The sequence below is a fragment of the Streptomyces sp. NPDC111744 genome, assembly GCF_055634995.1.
This window is the reverse complement of sequence record NZ_JBVKCG010000007.1, coordinates 145,858-164,090: the sequence shown is the minus strand read 5'-3', so window position 1 is coordinate 164,090 and position 18,233 is coordinate 145,858. Positions and strand designations below refer to the sequence as shown.

At 69.0% G+C, this 18,233-nt stretch carries 21 protein-coding genes and 1 tRNA gene; 20 read left to right on the top strand and 2 right to left on the bottom strand.

What is annotated here, in order from left to right:
• The first annotated feature begins 66 nt into the window (after nucleotides 1-66).
• The 17 genes from ACZ7OO_RS18200 to ACZ7OO_RS18120 all read left to right on the top strand — a co-directional run bounded on the left by ACZ7OO_RS18200 (nucleotide 67) and on the right by ACZ7OO_RS18120 (nucleotide 12,944).
• The gene (locus ACZ7OO_RS18200) at nucleotides 67-339 is read left to right on the top strand and encodes a hypothetical protein (protein ID WP_471505758.1); all 273 of its coding nucleotides are present in this window, start codon (nucleotides 67-69) and stop codon (nucleotides 337-339) included.
• Nucleotides 340-460: 121 nt separating this feature from the next.
• Nucleotides 461-1,252 carry a magnesium chelatase domain-containing protein gene (locus tag ACZ7OO_RS18195; protein WP_471505757.1) on the top strand — a complete coding sequence of 264 codons (792 nt, stop codon included), beginning with the start codon at nucleotides 461-463 and terminating at the stop codon, nucleotides 1,250-1,252.
• A 117-nt stretch (nucleotides 1,253-1,369) separates the two neighbouring features.
• On the top strand, nucleotides 1,370-1,588 hold the full coding sequence (locus tag ACZ7OO_RS18190) for a hypothetical protein (RefSeq protein WP_471505756.1): 219 nt from the start codon (nucleotides 1,370-1,372) through the stop codon (nucleotides 1,586-1,588).
• Nucleotides 1,589-1,709: 121 nt separating this feature from the next.
• Complete coding sequence (locus ACZ7OO_RS18185) at nucleotides 1,710-2,831, top strand: magnesium chelatase domain-containing protein (RefSeq protein ID WP_471505755.1); 1,122 nt, start codon at nucleotides 1,710-1,712, stop codon at nucleotides 2,829-2,831.
• A gap of 79 nt (nucleotides 2,832-2,910) precedes the next feature.
• On the top strand, nucleotides 2,911-3,594 hold the full coding sequence (locus ACZ7OO_RS18180) for a hypothetical protein (RefSeq protein WP_471505754.1): 684 nt from the start codon (nucleotides 2,911-2,913) through the stop codon (nucleotides 3,592-3,594).
• Nucleotides 3,587-3,937: a hypothetical protein gene (locus ACZ7OO_RS18175; RefSeq protein WP_471505753.1), complete on the top strand. Its 351-nt coding sequence runs from the start codon at nucleotides 3,587-3,589 to the stop codon at nucleotides 3,935-3,937. The genes ACZ7OO_RS18180 and ACZ7OO_RS18175 overlap by 8 nt, the downstream gene beginning before the upstream one ends.
• A 101-nt stretch (nucleotides 3,938-4,038) precedes the next feature.
• Nucleotides 4,039-4,242: a hypothetical protein gene (locus ACZ7OO_RS18170; protein WP_471505752.1), complete on the top strand. Its 204-nt coding sequence runs from the start codon at nucleotides 4,039-4,041 to the stop codon at nucleotides 4,240-4,242.
• A gap of 123 nt (nucleotides 4,243-4,365) precedes the next feature.
• Nucleotides 4,366-4,680, top strand: coding sequence for a hypothetical protein (locus ACZ7OO_RS18165; protein ID WP_471505751.1), 315 nt, complete (start codon nucleotides 4,366-4,368; stop codon nucleotides 4,678-4,680).
• A 171-nt stretch (nucleotides 4,681-4,851) separates the two neighbouring features.
• Entirely contained in the window at nucleotides 4,852-6,024 is a 1,173-nt protein-coding gene (locus ACZ7OO_RS18160; RefSeq protein WP_471505750.1) for a ParB/RepB/Spo0J family partition protein, read from the top strand.
• 126 nt (nucleotides 6,025-6,150) lie between these two features.
• Complete coding sequence (locus tag ACZ7OO_RS18155; RefSeq protein WP_471505749.1) at nucleotides 6,151-6,669, top strand: DUF488 family protein; 519 nt, start codon at nucleotides 6,151-6,153, stop codon at nucleotides 6,667-6,669.
• A gap of 134 nt (nucleotides 6,670-6,803) precedes the next feature.
• Nucleotides 6,804-6,880 (top strand) — tRNA-Arg (locus ACZ7OO_RS18150).
• A gap of 375 nt (nucleotides 6,881-7,255) precedes the next feature.
• Complete coding sequence (locus ACZ7OO_RS18145; RefSeq protein ID WP_471505748.1) at nucleotides 7,256-7,384, top strand: hypothetical protein; 129 nt, start codon at nucleotides 7,256-7,258, stop codon at nucleotides 7,382-7,384.
• Between the two features lie 443 nt (nucleotides 7,385-7,827).
• Nucleotides 7,828-9,285: a putative antirestriction adenine methyltransferase gene (locus tag ACZ7OO_RS18140; RefSeq protein WP_471505747.1), complete on the top strand. Its 1,458-nt coding sequence runs from the start codon at nucleotides 7,828-7,830 to the stop codon at nucleotides 9,283-9,285.
• A complete protein-coding gene (locus ACZ7OO_RS18135; protein WP_471505746.1) occupies nucleotides 9,249-10,112 on the top strand; it encodes a ParB N-terminal domain-containing protein in 864 nt (287 codons plus the stop codon). Before ACZ7OO_RS18140 ends, ACZ7OO_RS18135 begins: the two co-directional genes overlap by 37 nt.
• A gap of 137 nt (nucleotides 10,113-10,249) precedes the next feature.
• Entirely contained in the window at nucleotides 10,250-10,927 is a 678-nt protein-coding gene (locus ACZ7OO_RS18130) for a hypothetical protein (protein WP_471505745.1), read from the top strand.
• Nucleotides 10,924-12,516, top strand: coding sequence for a terminase large subunit domain-containing protein (locus tag ACZ7OO_RS18125; RefSeq protein ID WP_471505744.1), 1,593 nt, complete (start codon nucleotides 10,924-10,926; stop codon nucleotides 12,514-12,516). Before ACZ7OO_RS18130 ends, ACZ7OO_RS18125 begins: the two co-directional genes overlap by 4 nt.
• Nucleotides 12,513-12,944: a DUF6221 family protein gene (locus tag ACZ7OO_RS18120; protein ID WP_471505743.1), complete on the top strand. Its 432-nt coding sequence runs from the start codon at nucleotides 12,513-12,515 to the stop codon at nucleotides 12,942-12,944. The genes ACZ7OO_RS18125 and ACZ7OO_RS18120 overlap by 4 nt, the downstream gene beginning before the upstream one ends.
• 40 nt (nucleotides 12,945-12,984) lie before the next feature.
• Here the strand turns inward: ACZ7OO_RS18120 and ACZ7OO_RS18115 are convergent, their stop codons facing one another.
• Nucleotides 12,985-14,166 (bottom strand): PIN domain-containing protein, encoded by a 1,182-nt coding sequence (locus ACZ7OO_RS18115; protein ID WP_471505742.1) that lies wholly within the window; start codon nucleotides 14,164-14,166, stop codon nucleotides 12,985-12,987.
• Nucleotides 14,167-14,295: 129 nt separating this feature from the next.
• Between ACZ7OO_RS18115 and ACZ7OO_RS18110 the strand changes: the two genes are divergently transcribed.
• A complete protein-coding gene (locus ACZ7OO_RS18110) occupies nucleotides 14,296-14,565 on the top strand; it encodes a hypothetical protein (protein ID WP_471505741.1) in 270 nt (89 codons plus the stop codon).
• Between the two features lie 22 nt (nucleotides 14,566-14,587).
• On the opposite strand, the gene ACZ7OO_RS18105 is transcribed toward ACZ7OO_RS18110, so the two are convergent.
• Nucleotides 14,588-14,791, bottom strand: a complete 204-nt coding sequence (locus ACZ7OO_RS18105; protein ID WP_471505740.1) for a hypothetical protein — start codon at nucleotides 14,789-14,791, stop codon at nucleotides 14,588-14,590.
• A gap of 1,326 nt (nucleotides 14,792-16,117) precedes the next feature.
• Between ACZ7OO_RS18105 and ACZ7OO_RS18100 the strand changes: the two genes are divergently transcribed.
• Together ACZ7OO_RS18100 and ACZ7OO_RS18095 are read left to right on the top strand one after the other, a co-directional pair.
• Nucleotides 16,118-16,462 (top strand): DUF1360 domain-containing protein, encoded by a 345-nt coding sequence (locus ACZ7OO_RS18100; RefSeq protein WP_471505739.1) that lies wholly within the window; start codon nucleotides 16,118-16,120, stop codon nucleotides 16,460-16,462.
• A complete protein-coding gene (locus ACZ7OO_RS18095) occupies nucleotides 16,462-18,225 on the top strand; it encodes a hypothetical protein (RefSeq protein ID WP_471505738.1) in 1,764 nt (587 codons plus the stop codon). The genes ACZ7OO_RS18100 and ACZ7OO_RS18095 overlap by 1 nt, the downstream gene beginning before the upstream one ends.
• Nucleotides 18,226-18,233: the final 8 nt, after the last annotated feature.

The following is an 18,233-nucleotide window of genomic DNA, read 5'->3' as shown; positions in this document are numbered from 1 at the left end:
CCCGGCTGGTTGGCGGAAAGATGAAGGCGGGACACACCACCACTCACCAGGGACGGAGCGCAAGCCATGGACCAGACCCAGATCCCCCTCCTCCACCAGTACTGGGACCTGGAGGACAACGAGATCTCCGACGAGCTGTTCCAGGGTCCGTGGAACACCCGGACCCTGGCCTACGAACTGGCGGCCACGTTCAGCCCGAACGCGAGCAACCCGAAGCGGCGCCAGTTCCTCGCCGAGTACGAGTCGGACGGCTGGGGCGGGTGGGTGCGCGGCAACATCTGCCGGGCCCTGGCCGCCGAGGGCGTCATCCTCCACACCATCAACCGTCGGAAGTCCTGAGGTCGGGCGGCCAGCCGGCCGCCCCCGGAGCGGGCGGCGCGACGGGCCATCGGCCCGGTGCGCGCCGCCCGCCCTGGAACCGCCAGGCACGACACATCCCTCAACCCCCAGGGAGCAAGCCATGACCGCCACCCAGACCCCCGAGTTCATCATCGTCGGCCGCCAGGACGCCGCCAGCTACACCTTGTGGGACATCGCGCCCGCGCCGGCCGACCTCTCCCGCAGGCAGAGGGCGGTCGAGGAGCTGGAAGTCGAAGCGGGCGACGCCCTCGGTCAGGTCGACATCATCAAGGGCGCCACGGCGGCCGAGGCCCTCGACGGCTTCCTCGACGGCCTGCGGTGGGCGTCCGGCAACCCCGACTACGCACTCGCCCCGAACAGCAACACCAGCAACCTGGCCGCCGCCTCCGCTCACGCACACGGCGCCGCCAAGGCCGGGATGGTGCTGGTGGAGGCCACGGTCTGGCCCGGCACGGACAGCTTCCGCATCGCCGGATGGCACCACTACGACAGCACCCCGGACGCCCGGATTCGAGGCGCGATCGTGAGCAGCGGCTTCACCTTCCCCAGTGGCGGAGTGTCCGTCCAGATCGACAACCACCGCAACGTGTCGGGCACGCTCGACCTCGCGGCGGCCTGCACCATCCTCGCCGCCAGCGGCCAGCTCGACCCGCGCGTACTCGGCCAGGTCGTGCTCCTCGGCGAGCTGCGCGGCTTCGACGGGGCGATCGACAGCCTGCCTGGCATCACCGACGCGGCCACCACCGCGCACATCAACGGCCACCGCACCGTCCTCGTCCCCGCCCGCCAGGCCCACGACGTCCGCACCCTCGGCCTCGGCCTCAACGTCGTCGGCGTCCGCAACCTCACCGCGGCGGTCACCACCCTCCGGGCGCTGGCTGAGCTGGCCTGACTGGCGGCTTCACTGACGATTCTTTGACCAAACCTCCCGGTATAGGGAGGGTAAACCGGGAGGTTTGGTCAATGAATGAAGTGCGACACACCACTACAAACCCCCAGGGAGCACACGATGGCGATCCTCCTCATCAGCAACGCGAGCGGCTCGGTCACCGCGACGGTCAACGTCCGCCCCGCGCCCGTCCCGATCCCGGCGAAGCCGGTCGGCACCCCCCTCCCGGCGAACAACCTCGGCGAGTGCGAGGACTGCGGGTCGGAGCTGGCGGCGCTCACCAACAACAAGGGGGAGGTGCGGACCTCGTTCTGCGAGTACTGCGAGTTCGGAATCTGACCCGGCCGGGCGGCCCACCGGCCGCCCCCAGAGCGGGCAGCGCGACGGGCCCCAGCCCGGTGCGCGCCGCCCGCCCCGGAGCCGCCACCCAGCACTCCACTACCGATCGAAGGGACCGACCGTGAGCAGCATCCCGAACGCCGCCAACCACGACCACCGCGCCGTCCAGACCGACCCGATGACCGCAGCCCTCTCCCACGCAACCGCAGTCGCCCTCGGCCGAGCCCTCGACGCCCGCACCGTGCTTCACCGCATCACCGTCGACTACGCCGCCCGCCTCCTCCGAGAGGCCCTGCCCGAGGCGGCAGCCATCACCGCGGACACCGAATCCGGCGAACTGCACGAGGTCCGCGACGGCAACGGCAAGGCCATCTACCACGCTGAGAAAAGGTTCACCCAGGCCAGCCCGTTGAACGACAGCCTCGCCGACGACATCAGCGACCTGTTCCGGCAGGCGTTCCCGCTCGGCGGCCTGGTCGCGGCCGGCTGGGAAGTCGCCACCGAGGGCGAGCCGTACCGATCGATCCCCCTCCCCACCAACACCCAGCGCCGCACCGCGGCTTACCACTTCCCGCTGAGCCGGTCGCACGGCCAGATCATCGCCCAGTACACCCGGGGCGAGACCCCGGCATTCGAGCTCGACGGCCTGGACGACAAGTGCGTGCGGGAGACCCGCGACCGCATCCGCGCGGCCATCGCCAACAGCGACCTGGAATGGGAGCCGGGCCGCATGCGGATCACCGCCCACTGGACGGTCGCCTCCGGCTACAGCGCCGACCTCGCGCTCGCCTGCACGGCCCTCGCCGCGGCCGGCGCCTTCGCCCCGGCCGCACTGAACGGCGTGGCCCTCATCGGCGAGCTAGGGCTCGACGGCCGGGTCCGCCCCGTCTACAACGTCACCGCCGCCGTCCGCATGGCCCAGGCCGCCGGGTACCGGAAGGTCATCGTGGCCGCCGACGACTTCGACACGGCCAGCCGGAACGAGGACGTCACCGTGGTCGGAGCGAACAACCTCGCGGCGACGCTCGACTTCCTCGAGGAGATGCACGCCGACACCACCACCCCCGCAGCGGAGGCCCGGCCGCAGGGGACGCCGGGGGAGGACGCCGGAACCTGCGCCCAGTGTGACCGGCCGCTGATCTGGGACGCCAGCGGCCGGGGCGTAAACGACCGGATGGGCGAGAAGCTCTGCGCCGGGCCCCGCAGCGAGGGCGGCTCCTTCGTCCACGTCCTGGCCCAGTAGCAGCCGGCGGGCCGGGGAGCAGGCAGCGCTCCCCGGCCCGCCCTCATCCTCCACCCAACGCACGAGAAAGGGCGCCCCGATGGCCTGGGCACTGCGACCGATCCGCCTCCCCGACGAGCACCTTCCCAACGACCTGGACAGCGGCACGCCCACCTGCCGCCCCTGCGGCACCGCCTGGCCCTGCGAGACCGCGCGAGAGCACCTGCGGGAAAGCCGCTGCTCGTGCGGCGCCGCCAGCTGGTGGGAGAAGACCGGCCCCCGCAACTGGCACGTCGGCCTCCGCTGCTACACCCAACGCGACGTGATCAACGCCCAGGCCGCCGACCTCCGCGCCTACCGCGAGGCGCACCCCTTCTACCCGCCGAGCCACTACTACCCACCCAAGCCCGCCCGGCCGGTCCGCCAGCGCCCGCCCTACCGGCACTCCCCGGCCGGACCCGGCGACGTCGCCCTCGGCACGTGGGTCTGGGTCCGCCCAGGTGCACTGCACCCCGGATGGGGCGACATCACCCGGCTCGCGATGGTCACCGCGCTCGGCCTGCCCCGCTGCGAGGTCTGGCTGCACTGCGACGGCACCGTGCACACCGCCCCCGCTGACCTCCTCCTGCTCACGACGAACGGCGGCCAGCATGGCAGGACGGCGCTCGCCTGGACCAGGTGGACGGTCGCCGAGCACCTCGCCCATGCCCAGCCCGCCGCGCCCGAGGCGCCCGAGCCGGTACAGGCCGAGCTGTTCGGCACGCTGGAGGCCACCGGTGCCTGAGAACCCGGCCGGGCAGCTCGCCCTCTTCGGCGCCACACCCGTCTCCCCGCTGGCCACCCGGTTCGTGCCCGCGCCGGTGGGCGAGCTGATCCGCGATCAGCCGGCGAGGCCCCGCCGCAAGCCCCGCCGCAGGACGACGGCCGCCGACCTCCCGGCGCGGCTCGGTGGCGCCACCCACCTGGCGGTCACGTTCGCCCCCGGCATCCTGTGGCCGTGGCTGGAACGGCTGCGGCCCGAACTGGTGCGGGCCGACGGGGACCCGGCGCCCGTCCTGGAGCCTGGCACCCTCCACGTGCACGTCGGCCACCGTCCGCCCGAACCCGCTGACCTGCGGGTTTCCTGACGATCCTTTGACCAAATCTCTCAGTGCAGGGAGGGTAAACCGGGGGGTTTGGTCAATGAATGAAGTACGACAACAAACCACCAACCACCAGGGAGGGCCCAATGGCCACCATCTTCATCAGCAACGCGTCCGGCTCCTACACCGCGACGGCCACCATCAACCCCGCGCCCGCCCCGGCCCCGGCGAACCCCGGCCCCCTCGTGGCCATCGACTGCGGCACCTGCGAGTGCTGCGAGGGCCCCCTCGACATCCACTGCTCGCTCTGCAACTTCACCTGGTGCGAGAACTGCGAGCTCGGCTCCTGACCGGCGTGACCTGCGGGTTTCCTGCCGATCCTTTGACCAAATCCACCGGGGTAACGAGGTTGGCCAGGATGGTTGGCGGAATGATGAATGCACGACACACCACCACCCACCAGGGAGCGCACGATGGATCTCACCACCCTCCTCGAAGAGATCGAGCTGATCGCCGGCGCGGGCGACGCGGACGACGCCCTCAACCTCGTGAAGCGCCTGATCCGTACCGAGCAGGTCGCATGGGCGGTCGAGATCCGCCGGAGCGTCCACAAGGGGGAGCTGGACGCCGAGAAGCTGGTCGCGTCCGGTGAGAAGATCCGCCGGGAGGCCATCCAGCACCGCGTGCAGGCCCGCCGCGACCTGATGGCGGCCACCCGCGCTCTCCTGCGGACCGGCGAGGACAACGTCATCACCCGCGGGGCCCGCGAGCTGGCCCGCTTCATCTGACAGGCGCCCACCCGCCCGCGCCCCCGGGGCGCGGGCCCTCGGCAAGGCTCTGACCAGGGCATACTTGGCGATTCTTTGACCAAATCAACCGGGATAACGCGGATAATCCCGGATCGTGCGGTCAATGATGAATGCACGACACATCACCTACTCACCACCACGGAGCAGCCCATGACCGCCACCACCGCCACCGCCAAGGCCGCCAAGAAGGCCACCAGCAAGGCCCCCGCCCAGAAGGACGCGCCCAAGAAGCCGACCGCCCGCAAGGCCCCCGCCAAGAAGGCGGCAGCCCCGGCCCCGGCGGCGCCGGCCGAGATCAAGACGGTCTACAAGGTCATCGCCCTCGACCGCATCGACCGGGACGAGGCCCAGCCCCGCGAGATCTTCGACCAGGAGAAGCTGCAGGAGCTGGCCGACAGCATCAAGGAGATCGGCGTCCAGCAGGCGATCAGCGTGCGCTACAACGCGGCGACCAAGCGGTACACCATCATCGCGGGCGAGCGCCGGTGGAGGGCCTCCAAGCTGGCGGGCAAGGCCGACATCCCCGCGATCGTCACCCACGGCCTGGCGGGCGGCTCGGAGACGCTGGAAGGCTTCGAGCGGTCGGTGGCGGAGAACCTGAGCCGCGAGAACATGACCCCGCTGGAGGAGGCGCGGGCCTTCAAGAAGCTGATGGACTTCGGCCTGACCGCCGAAGACGTCGCCAAGCGGGTGGGCCGGTCCTGGAACTACGTGGACCTGCGGCTCTCCCTCCTCAGGCTCGTGCCCGCCGTGCAGGAGGCGCTGCTGAAGGGCCACCTGCCGGTCGGCCTGGCCTGGTACGCCTCGCAGATCAGCCCGGCCAACCAGAACGCGTTCATCGCCCGCTGGACTCGAGGCCAGTTCAACAGCCCCAGGGAGGCCGAGATGTTCTGCACGAGGGTCCGCAACGAGGAGCAGGAAGCGGCCAGCCAGAGCGTCATGTTCGTCCTGGCCGAGGACGCCCCCGGCGCCGACAAGGTGGACGACACGATGTTCCCCGAGCTGACCGTGGACGTCGACAAGCGCGAGCAGATCGTGGCCGACCGCAAGAAGCTCGTCAGCAAGATCGGCAGGCTGGAGGACGCGGGCAAGATCCTCCAGGAGATCGCCGACCTGGACCCGGACACCCTGGCGCTCCTCCTCTCCGGGGCGCACGGCGGCATCCCCGGCAACAAGATGCGCATCGACCACCTGCGGCAGGTCGCCACGAAGGCCGCCCAGAACCTGGCCAAGGCCGCCACCGCGGCCACCGTCCTCGCGGGAGCCCTCCGGGTCGCCCCCGAGGCCGAGGCCACCAACACCACCGAGACCAGCGCCTCCTGACCCGGGAGGCGCAGGGGTCCCGCACGGCGGGGCCCCATCGACCAAACCAATCGGGATTACGAGGGTAAACCCGGAGGCTTGGTGAAAGATGAAGGCAGGACACATCACCACAGAAGGGCAAGACCAGTGATCGACCTCAAGAGTCTCGGCCTCGACGGGCCCGAACCGCCCGTGGAACGGGTCGAAGTCCCGCAGCCGCTGCCGCTGGTGACCAGCCGTTACCAGAACTGGCGGGAAGACGCCGGAATCCCCATCGGGATCACCGTGGGACGGCCCCGCTTCGTCCGCTACAACTTCATTCAGATCAAGGCCCTGGCCCCGTGGGAGTTGATGAGGCCGCCGCTCAAGGGCATCGACGACATCCCCATCGAGCGCCGCGTGTACCGGCAGCGGCTCGTACGGCACGAGGCCGAGATCCTGGCCGCGCTGGACGAGGTGGCCCAGTCGTACCCGAACCTGCCGGGCGTCCTGATGTGCTTTGAGGACGTCAATGGCGGCGAGGCCTGCCATCGACGGTGGGCAGCCGAATGGTTCGACCAGCGCTACGGCTGGGAGGTCCTCGAACTCCCCAACCCGGCTGGGGCGGGAACGCGCCAGCCGACGGCCCCCCAGTCGAAGACGTCGGCACCGGAAACCCTGTTCTGACAGCCGGTCACCGCATCGGCCCGGGGGCCGGGGGAGCACCACCACCCCCCCGGCCCCCGGCCGCACCGCAGCCCAGAGCCCGCCAAGAGGGCATATCCGGCACACCGGTTGAACTGCTACCATCCCACCATCACCCGCGAGCAGCTCGATTGGATGGAGCACCGGTTCTCGTAGCCGGAGGTTGGAGGTTCGAGTCCTCCCTCGCGGTCCACCCCGCCCCCTATCCCCTGGGATAGGGGGCGTTCGCATACCCGGCAACATCCCAGCCTGGCGAACGGGCTCACCCCCGAGCCCTGACTGCAAGTCACATCCCCGCGGTTATCCACACGCAAGGACCGTACGCTGAACCTCAGCCCAGATACGAACGGGTGATTTCTGGAACGGCCAAAGGCCGCTGACCTGCGGCGAGTTGAAAAAGGCACGGTTACAACGGCTACCAACTACGGTCCCAAGTGGCGGATCGGTCCGGCCCGCGCTGTATCTTCTTGATTACTCCTTCAGGGGGACGGACCGCACCAACCACGTGGGGGCGCGACCGCGTTCCCTGTGGCGCGGGGTACGCCCCGCTTCATGGAAGGAGCCGGTCTTGAAGCTGCTGAAGTGGCTGACGGATCGGTGGCAGGAACACGTACGGCCACACGTCTCCTCGGAGCGTGTGAGCGCGAGCTGCGAGGTCTTCCTCGTGCTCGCGTGGCTCATCGAGCACCGTCCGTGAAACGCGTGAGCCCCAGCTGAGCGCTCAGCTCGGCCAGGGCCCACACCACCAAGCCAGGGCCTCGTCCTCGCGATCCGTAGGGTCGCAACCTGCGGGAGGGCGGGGCCTTGGTCGTTTCACCGATTACGCCATCGAAATACGTAACCAGGAAGCTGTTCCGAGACTACAGCAATCCTTGGAGTCATTGAATCAGACGTCTCGGATACATAGTTTGCAGCCAACTGCTGCACCGAAGACTGCGAACAGCATCGCGGATCTCATCTCGGAAACCATCGCGGACTGGACCAGCCGAAACAACGAAAACGACTGGAACACTCTGACGAAGCCCGGATGCAACATCGTCGCGAACCGTAGCCACCAGTCCCTAGCAGGTCAGCGACTACCCTTGCCCAACGCTGCTGGTTGTGGGCCGAGCGATCCGCCACCTTCCCCCAGGGACAGGCATGCCAGCAGGATTCGCCGCACCCGGAGTGCTGTTCGCCGGCAACTCCTCAGCGCCAGACCGCGCCTTCTACCGGCAGGTCTTCAACAAGCTCCCCCGCGACCAATACACCCGCTACGTCGAGGTCGGCGTCGGCTCGTTCGCCGCGGCCCTCGTCGCCGCCAACGCGGGCGTCCCGCCCTCGTGCATGGAGACCTCGGACGTCACCCTCTACACCGGCATCGTCGGCACCTGCGTGTCAGGCGGCGACCTCACGTCGCTGGGCATGACGCTCGACGGCGAGCCGGTCGAACTCCCCGACGCGCCGCTCGTGGAGCAGGCCGCACACATGCTGTACGTCCACTGGCTCGCCCGCATGCAGGCCAAGCCCGAGGTCGACTACTGGACGAACCTCGTCACCGACATGATCGAGCGGGAGGACGAGCACAAGGCCCGCCTGGTCGGCTCGCTCCAGCAGATCGCCGACCGGCTCCCCGGCGTCAAGTTCACCCCGAAGTGCATGTGGGACCACATCGCCGAGGCCGAAGACGACCCGCACGCGATCATCATCGCCGCGCCGCCGACGTACAAGGCCGGCTTCGAGAAGTTCTTCGACACCGGCGGCCGAGTCGAGTGGAACGAGCCCCCCTACTCGGTGTTCGACCCCGACGTCGACATGAAGCGGCTCGCCGACCACATGCGGGACAAGGCCGCCCTGCTGATGTTCCTGCAGGAGGAGCGGAGCGGCATCGCGGCCCACGAGACCCCGGTGTTCGCTCACCCGCTCGGCGACGTCGCCCGCGCCTTCGTCATCAGCAACCGCCCGGAGGAGATCTTCAAGCTCACCGGAGGCCCCAAGGTCGCCCTGGGCATGTCCCGGTCCACCGCGCCTACCTCCCTACCGATCATCCCCCCGGACCACCAGGTCACCGAACAGTCCCGCGTAGAGGTCGTCCCCGCCAAGGGAACCGAGGTCGACTACTACCGCGACCTGTGGATGCACCGCCTCGCTGCGGCGCCCGGCTCGTACAACATGCTCGTCATCGTGGACGGCTACGTCGCCGGCGTCATCGGCTACGGCGCCGAGACCATGACCCGCCCGTACCCGGGCGCGACGAAGTACACGACGCACCTGCTGATGCGGTTCGCGTTCGGCGCCCCCCACTACGAGCTCCGCCTGACCCGCCTGGCGACGATGCTCGCGCTGCGCCGCGACAGCGCCAAGCTCGTGTTCACAGGCGCCTCGGAGATCCTGCTGGCCGCATCGAACGGCCTCGTCACCGTCGAGTACACCCGGCACCCCGAAGCCAAGGGCCTACGCGGGCTCATGCAGCTGGAGTCGCGGGCGAAGCACCCGGACGGCTACAAGCTGTCGTACCGCGCCGACTGGTCCACCGACGACATCCCCACCACCCTCACCGCGTTCATCACCAAGGAGCAGGCATGGCGCGCCAGCCGCAGCAAGGCGAAGAAGAAGTGACCACCCCGGCCTCCCAGGACCAGGAGCCGGCGCAGGCCCCGGACCCCGGCCCGACAGGCATGTCCTGGAGCACCGAGAACCCGGCCCGCGACGTCATGCAGATCGGCGAGGACCTGTACATCCGCTGGGTCGACGTCGCCTCGCTCCGCGAGCAGGACATCAACGCCCAGGTCATGCAACCGCGGCACTTCGAGCGGCTCACCGGCAACATCCGCAAGCGGGGCATGGTCGAGTCCTTGCCGTACTGCCACCAGCCCGGCGGCACCGGCCCGATCGAGGTCATCTCCGGACATCACCGCTCCCGCGCCGCACGGGCCGCCGGCCTCCAGCAGATCCCCGCCATCATCGACACCCGCACCATGCGCCGCTCCGAGGTCATCGCCAAGCAGATCGCCCACAACGAACTGCACGGCGACCCCGACAAGGACGTCCTCGCACAGCTCGTCGCGATGATCGACAACGTGGACGACCTGATCGCCACCGGCCTGGACGAGGACCAGCTCCCCACCGTCGAACCGGACGACACCAAGCTGGCCATCCCGCACGGCGAGTTCGACTGGCGCTCCGCCACCCTCATGTTCCTCCCGCACCAGATGGAGGACTTCAAGGAGGCCATCACCGCCATCGCCAACGGCACCGACCTCGTCGGCGTCGCCCCCGTGGAGATGTTCGAGGACTTCGCATCAGCGGTGTACGCCTTCGGCCGCTGCAAGGACGTCCGCAACTTCACGACCATGATCGCCCTCCTCACCGACATCGCCCGCCGCGAAGTCCAGCAAGCAGCCGAGGAAGCCGCCAAGGCCGAGGCAGAAGCAGTCACCGCCTAGCCCACGCCCCACACGGCACCCACGCACGGCCACAGCCCGCAAAGCCCCCACACCGCTCACCAGCTTTGCGGGCTCAGGCCTACCCCCGGAGCACCCGCCCCCAGCCCACAGGGCGGAACGAAGGACCGTGAGCACCCATGAGCGACCGCATCACCCTCGACCCCACCCTCGACCCGTGGGAGCGACAGCCCGGCGAGACCCCCAAACGGCACTCCCGCTTCCTCGTCTTCCGCGACCTCGGCCTCACCAGAACCCTTGCAAAAGCGTCAGAGGGGCTAGCACTTTCGTACAGCCACGTACGGGCCCTCGCCGCCGAATACCGCTGGCAGGACCGTGCTGCGGCCTGGGACGCCCACCAGCAGCGCCAGTACACCGCCGAGATGGAGGAGGAGCGCCGCAAGTCCGCCCGCGATGACGCGAAGATCCTGCGGATCATGACCGGCATGGTCGGCCAGGCGCTGCCGCACATTCAGCAGCAGGTCGGCTCGATGACCGTCATGGAGTTCACGCGGTTCGTGGAGACGACGATGCGGCTGCGCAGGAACCTGTTCGGCGACCCGACGGAGACGATCGCGGTCACCGGGCCCGGCGGCGACCCGCTGACGGTCCAGGTGCAGGAGTTCGAGAAGCTGCCTCCGGAGCAGCGGCGCGTACGGCTCGCCGAGCTGGCCGCGACGGTCGCCCGCCGCGCGCAGGCCCTGGACGACAGCGACGACGAGGACGACGGCACGTACGACCTCGGCGACGACCAGGACGACGAGGAGGCCGGCGAGCGGGAGGCGGAGCCGGTGGACGAAGACAGCGGTGAGTCATGACCACGCTGACGCTCGCCCCGGAGTTGGGCCACCTGAACGACGCCGCGGTGTACGCGCGGCTGCAGGCCGCGAAGAGGGCAGCCGCCCGGGACCTGCTGCGGGACCCGGCGACGCTCGCTCGCGGCCTGGACTCCGGGTACCGGATGCGCCCGCACCTGAAGGTCATCAGCGATTCGCTCGTGGGCCTGGAGCGCGGCGAGTACGACCGGCTGCTGATCTACACCCCGGCCCAGGTGGGGAAGTCCACGACGGTGGCGGAGTGGTTTCCGTTCTGGTGGCTGCTGCTGCACGGCGAGGACCGTGTGGCCGTCGCCTCGTACTCCGATGACCTGGCGCTGCGGCGCGGTAAGGCGATCCGGCAGTACATCAACGAGTACGGCGGCGAGTTCGGGCTGTCGCTGCTGCCCGGGTCGGAGGCCGCGCAGGACTACGACACGAACCAGGGCGGCGGTGTCCGGTCGGTGCCGCTCGGCGGCTCGCTGACCGGCTTCCCGGTGAACCTGCTTGTGGTCGATGACCCGCACAAGGACCGCGCGGAGGCCGAGTCGAAGAAGATGCGCGACCGCGTGCACGACTGGTGGTCGTCGGCCGCGTTGAAGCGTCTGCAGCCGGACCGCAACGCCGTGGTGGCGATCCAGACCCGCTGGCATCCCGATGATTTCGCGGGCCGCCGGCTGGAGGAGGACGGCCGCCTGGAGGACGGTGGCCGGTGGAAGGTCGTCCACCTCCCGGCGATCGCCAACCCCAGCAAGTTCGGCCCGGATCCGCTCGGCCGCCAAGATGGCGATCCGCTGCCGCACCCGAAGATCCCGACGAGGAACCGGCGGGCGCTGCTGGCCTGGTGGAAGGACGTCAAGCGGACGTCGACGGTGCGGGACTGGCACGCCCTGTCGCAGGGTGACCCGCAGCCGTCCGAGGGCGCGCTTGTCTCCCGCGATCTGCTGCGCTCCATCCGCGACGGCGTGACCGTGGTGGAGCCGCAGAAGATCGCCGTGTCGATCGACCCGTCCGGCGGCGGCCGGGACACCGCGGGCGTCATCGGTGGCTTCCTCGGCTCCGACAACCGCGTCTGGATCACCCACGACAAGACGAAGGCCATGTCGTCGGCCGAGTGGTCCCGTACCGCGTGTCTGTTGGCGCACGAGACGAACGCCGGGGTGATCTACGTGGAGTGGAACTACGGCCGGGACATGTGCACGCTGGCGATCGGTACTGCCTGGCAGGCGCTGCAGGATGAGGGCCGCATCCCCAAGGGCAAGCTGATGCCGATGATCGACGCCGTCAGCGCCAAGCAAGGCAAGCTGCTCCGCGCGGAGCCGATCGCCCAGCAGATGGTCGAGGACCGCATCCGGCTGCGCGGAGCGTTCGTCGACCTGGAGAACGAGTGGGCGACGTGGCAGCCCACCGACTCCGACAGCCCCGGCCGGATCGACGCCTCCTGTGTCCTGGTGTACGGCCTGATCCCGGAGGTCAACCAGGGCGCTATCGTTCACGCCCCGCTGCCGACCGCGCCGCAGCCCGGCCAGTACGGGCGCGGCCGGCCACCCGGCGGCGCGGCCCAGGCGTACGGACGGAGGATCGGAAAGTGACCATAGACGGCAGCCCAGTCCGGCTGGATGAGGTGTGGGCGTTCTGCATGGCGCGGCTGGACGACGAGGACGCCGCAGCCCGCCGCGTCGGCTACGACCACATCGAAGCCGTCGAGTACCTGTGGGGAACCAAGCACCTCCTCCTACAGCGCGACGACGGCGGTGAGTCCAAGACGACCGCGGAGCTGGACGCCGACCTCGCCGACTACATCGGCCGGCACGACCCGGCCCGGGTCCTGGCCCGGACGGCGTTCCTGCGCAGCGTCGTTCTGGCAGAACACGAACCGGTGCTCGTCGCCGCTGACGACGGGCACGAGACGACGCCGATGGTCGTCTGCCGCATGGACGGCGACGATTGCCCTGTCACCCAGGGCTTCGCCGCTCTGTACGACAAGCACCCGGAGTACAAGGAGGCATGGCGCCCATAAGCGGCAGCACCTCCGGTCTGCCCCCACAGGTGGGCCACGATCAGCCCGGAGATGTCTCACCCATCTGCATCTGCCGGACCACCCCTGACTCGTAGGGGCTCGACAGACTGTGCTTCGAGTGCAGCCAATCGAGGGCAGCCTTGCTCGCGGCTTTGAGTGATGCCATAGCCGTAGCGAGGTCTGCCGCGCTGGGCACTGGAATATCCAGTGCCTCAAGTGTCTCTTCGCTGACCGGACGGGGCAGGGCCCAGCGTAGGACCGTCAGACTTGGGTTCTCGCGATTCAGACTGAACAGCACCGCCGTCGGCCAGCTGACGGCGCCTGAAATCGCCCCCAGCAGGTCGGTGTGGACGATTCCGGCGATGTGCCATTCGACGGAAGCAGTGCACCACTCGTGGTCACCGACGCGGTACGCCTGGATGTCTCGGACTGAGCCCAGATGTGCTGCGGCGGTGAGCCACGCCGACGCTGGAGCGACAATCGAGCGGTCGTCCGGCAGCGGGATGGTGCATTCGAATGCTGGGGCGAGGCCGATCGGAAAGGACGTCTCAGCCGTCTTCGCGATGTCCTGTAGGACAGTTGCGGACTTGAGGATCTCGATGACGAGTGCCTCATCCACCTCGGTCGGCTCGGTAAAGCGGCTCGCCACCTGGTCCAGGCTGGTGAAGTGCACGAACCGGTCGGCCACGTCGGCGACATCCTGGTCCATCGGGTAGGGGTACGAGGTGCCGTCGCCGAAGTCCCTCGTGTTGGCGCTGACGAAGTAGACCGTCTCATTGGGGTGCTCGTGCGCGTACTGCACCGCAGACAGCCAGATCGCCGCGTCCCGGGAACCGGTCTTCTGGCCCTTCGACTCCTTGCACGGCGGCAGGAGGTTCGCTTCCCGGAAGAGGGCCTCTCGCAGGGCTTCATCACTCGTGGGGATCGTGCCGAGGAACTGGCCCCACGTGTTCCGCCAGTGCTCCCGGACCAGATCGGTATCGCAGGGGTCGACCTCAACGTCCAGGCCCCACGGGCTGGCTTGTCGGAGCGCCTCGACGGCCTGTGTGGCCCGGTCGTGCAGCTCCTGGTACTTGATTGCCTGCTGAGCTGCCAACTCCTCCATCACCATCCACGGTGCCGCAATGCCCTCGTTGCAGGCGGTCCTGATGGTTCGTAGGAGGTCGGCGGTGCTGCTCTCCGGGCTGAACGACCGAAGAATGCTCGTGTCCAGAATGATCAACGAACTCAGCTCCCCCCCTGGCGCGCTGGTGCTCTGATCTTCAGGGTTTCAGCCAGTGCGCGCGCATGCACCCACTTTGATCAAACGACGTGGGGCAGTGATGCCGTAGCTGGCGCCACACTGGTCGGTGTGAAGCTGCCCCGAGTCCACTGCAAGGCGTGCACACGGTCCATCGCGGCCGGGATGGTCGCTGGAAGCCCTGGGAAGGGCCGGCTGTGGCGGCACGATCCGCCCGACCGGCGTGCTCGCTACGGCGACTCCCTGGTGTCCTGCCCCGGTTCGCTGGCCATCGTGGACCTGCCGCGCCCTGCCGAGCAGTTGGAGTTCGTGGAGGCCGGCGAGGGCCAGGAGCCGGAGGAGACGCCGCTCGGCCCGCTGGGCACCGTGGCGATGTTCTGATCCGGGCACTCCTGCTGCGTGATCAGTCCTTCTCTGCGCGGGTCTGGAGCGCAAGCACCTGCTTTTCGTGGCGGGTGAGGATGTTGTCCGCGAACTGCGAGGCGATCTTGACGTCGCCGTCGACGGTTATCTGCAGCACCTCGCCCACCTTCAGTTCGTTGCCCTCGGCGTAGTAGACCTTCTCGCCCTCATCGAAGATGTTCTGCGCGATATCGCTGGCGGCCATGCGTGGTCCTTCCGCTGCGGGTGGTACGTCGGAGTGCCAGTGTGAGGCAACGGTGACCGGCGGTGGTACCTGAGCCGGTCCCGGACGTACGCAACGCTGATGAAGGCAGACCCGGGCAGGTCGTTCCGCGCGTAGTCGCCCTTGACGAAGACCTCGCCGTGCATCAGCGGGGAGACGTCGACCTCGCCGTTGCCGACGTATCCCATCTCCCCGAATCTCCTCGCGAATGGAGGGCCGGCTGGGACTGCCTCGCACGTCCCAGCCGACACCGGGTCAGTGGTGCTCGACCCAGTAGGCCGCCGCCGCAACCAGGCCAGTTGTAGACGCCTTCACCGCCCATCGCACGAGTTCATCGCTCGCGGTGTCCAGCATCCGACGGGCTTGCGACCGGGCCGCACTCGGGTGCTCGCGCTGGGGCTTCTCCCCAAGAGGGGGGCCGTCGAGGTGCTGGTCAGAGTTGCTTTGACGGTGGGAGCCCGTAGGCTCGTGTTCGGTGGGAATCGTGACCTCCTTCGGTTGGCTGTTCCTGCTCCTGAAGTCGGTGGCCTCCTGTCTCGCACACAGGGGGCCGCCGCCATGTAGGCGGCGGGTCCCAACGGCCGCCGTGAAACATTGTGGTGGGTAGTGCTGACACACGCTGGGGTAGCCCCCGTGCAATGGGCCGCCCAAGTTGCGCATGTCACAGGCCCGGGTGCCGATAGAAGGGGCGTCCGGGCCGCGCTCGATTCCACCTGTAACAGGACGTAATGGGGCGGGTTCTCTAGCGGATCTCCTGCTCGCCCTTCGCTCTAGATCTCCACCTCGTAGAGGACCTCCGGGTCCCTGACCATGGGCGATGGGCGGGCTCGTTGGCTGGCTGTCGAAGGAGGTCGGGGTGTACGCGTCCGCCACCGAGGCTGTCTGTCCTCGACGTCGAAGTGCGGAACTTGTCGCCCTCGTACAGCTTGGAAGCCCGCGATGTACTTGCGTGCCCGCTTCCGGAAGACCTTCCCGAGCTTCTTGATCTGCGCGCCCCGCTCGGTGATGAACGCGATGACTCGCTTGCCCTTCGAACTTGGGCAGAGCTGGCGGGTCGCCGGCGGCTGGGGTTGCGCGACACCTGCCGTCCGGACGCTGTAGCGGCATAGCCGCCGGCGCCCCGCTCGTCACTCCGGGCCAAGGAGGACGGAGCCGGAACCGTAACAGAGCCGACAGACCAGGGCGAGCCACATAAGCCCGCCTGATGATCAAAACCTTGCTGTGGAAGATCAGTTCTGAAGCAGGATTTTCGGTGTGTGCCTATAGTGAGCCGCCGCATTCCGAAGGATCTTCAGCAAGGGGCTGGGAATGATCGGCGTTCCGGAGCTTGTCGTCCTCGCTGCCGCCGGGTATCGAGCGACCCAACTGGCCGTGCATGACTCCATCCTGGAGCCAGCGCGCGGCGCCGTCTTCGACTGGCAGACACGCAAGCCCGACAGCAAGCCCCGCGAGTGGGTGGTCTCCCTCATCTCCTGCGTGTACTGCATGGGCTGGTGGATCAGCGGCGCCATCCTCGCGACCTGGCTCCTCGCCTCCGGCCAGTGGGACCAGGCCCCGCTCGTCGTCCACGGCCTGGAGTGGCTCGCCGTCGCCGGCGCCTCCGTCTTCCTCAACCGCGTGGACGACACGCTCGGCGACCTCACGGCCCGCTGATGCGCGGCGAGATCGCAGCGGCAGCGTCCCGCTACATCGACCGGAAAGTCGGACGCGGCAAGGCCAGCGCCACCGACCAGGGATGGCAGAACCGCGCCTGGGACCTGTACCACCTCGTCCCCGAAGTCCGGTTCGCCGCCAACTACATCGGCAACGCCATGTCCGGCGCCGTCCTGTTCGCAGGCCGCCGCGCCGAAGACGGCTCGATCGAACGCGCCCCCGACAACCACCGCGCCTCGGAGATCGTCGCCCAGATCGCGGGTGGCCCCGACGGGCAGTCCAAGCTCCTCGGCGCGTTCGGCAAGCACTTGACCGTGCCCGGCGAGGGCTGGATCGTCATCCGCCCCAACTCGGAAGTACTCTCGCCGGACTCCCCGGAGGACGGGCACGACTGGCGGGTGCTGTCCACCCGCGAGGTACGCCCGCAGTCCGGCAAGCTCACCGCCGAGGTCGACGGCGACGACATCGTGATCCCGGCCGGCGACCCCGAGAACCTCGACCCCGACACCCCCGTGGCCCTGCGCGTGTGGGAGCCGGACCCCGAGCGCAGCATCGAAGCCGACAGCCCCGTCCGCTCCAGCATCGACCTGCTGGAAGAACTCCTGCTGCTGAACGCCGCGGTGAAGGCCATCGCCAGGAGTCGGCTCACCGGCCGCGGCATCCTCCTCGTCCCCAAGGGCACCAGGTTCCCGACCACCTCGACGCAGAACGACGCCGAGGACGACCTGATCGAGATCCTGATGACGGTCGCCGAGACCGCCATCCGCGAACCCGAATCGGCCGCAGCGACGGTGCCGATCGTTCTCGAGGTCCCCGCCGACAGCATCTCCGACTTCAAGCTCCTCACGTTCGAGAGCAGCTTTGACGAACTGGCGCTGAAGCTCCGCGAGGAGGCCATCAGGCGGTTCGCGAACTCGCTGGAGATCCCCGCCGAGATCCTCCTCGGCCTCGGCGACGCCAACCACTGGGGCGCCTGGATGCTCACCAGCGAGGCCATCCGCATGGGCATCGAGCCCAAGCTCGCCACCGTCTCGTACGCGCTCACACAGCAGTGGCTGCGCCCGCTCCTGCAGGCCGAGAACGTCGAGGACTGGCACCGCTGGCTCGTCTGGTTCGACACGGCCCCGCTGCGGGTGCGTACCAACCGGTCCGAGACCGCCCTGCAGGCGCACGACCGCGGCGTCATCTCCGACGAAGCCCTCCGCCGCGAGACCGGGTTCACCGAGGACGACGCACCCACCCCCGAGGAGATCGCCGAACGGCAGAAGAAGAACGCCGACCAGGCGCAGCAGAACCAGCCGCAGGACCAGCAGCAGGAGCAGAACCCGCCGACCAAGCCGGACCTGCCCGTGGACGAGACCGCCGACGAGCCGGCCACCCTGCCCGCCTCCGCCGCCACCAGGGCCAGCGACGGCCTCCTCGCCGCAGCGGACGGCCTGATCTGGGCCGCCCTGTCCTCGGCCGGCGACAAGCTGATGCGGACCCCAATCTGCCCGCGCCCCGAGCGAGCCAAGGCCCGCGAGATCCAGCCCGCCGCCCTCCACACCGTGTGGCGGGTCGAGCCCGGCCAAGTCGAGCAGTATCGGCTCCTGGACGGCGCATGGCGGCGCGTCCCCGAGATCGCCGAACGGTACGGCCTCAGCCCCGAGTGCCTGACCGCCTCGCTCGACTCCTACGCCCGGGAGCTGATCGCCGCCGGTATCGAGCACTCCTACGACGTCGTGCCCGGCGTCCTCACCTCGTGCCTGGGGCTGGCCGCATGACCGCCGCG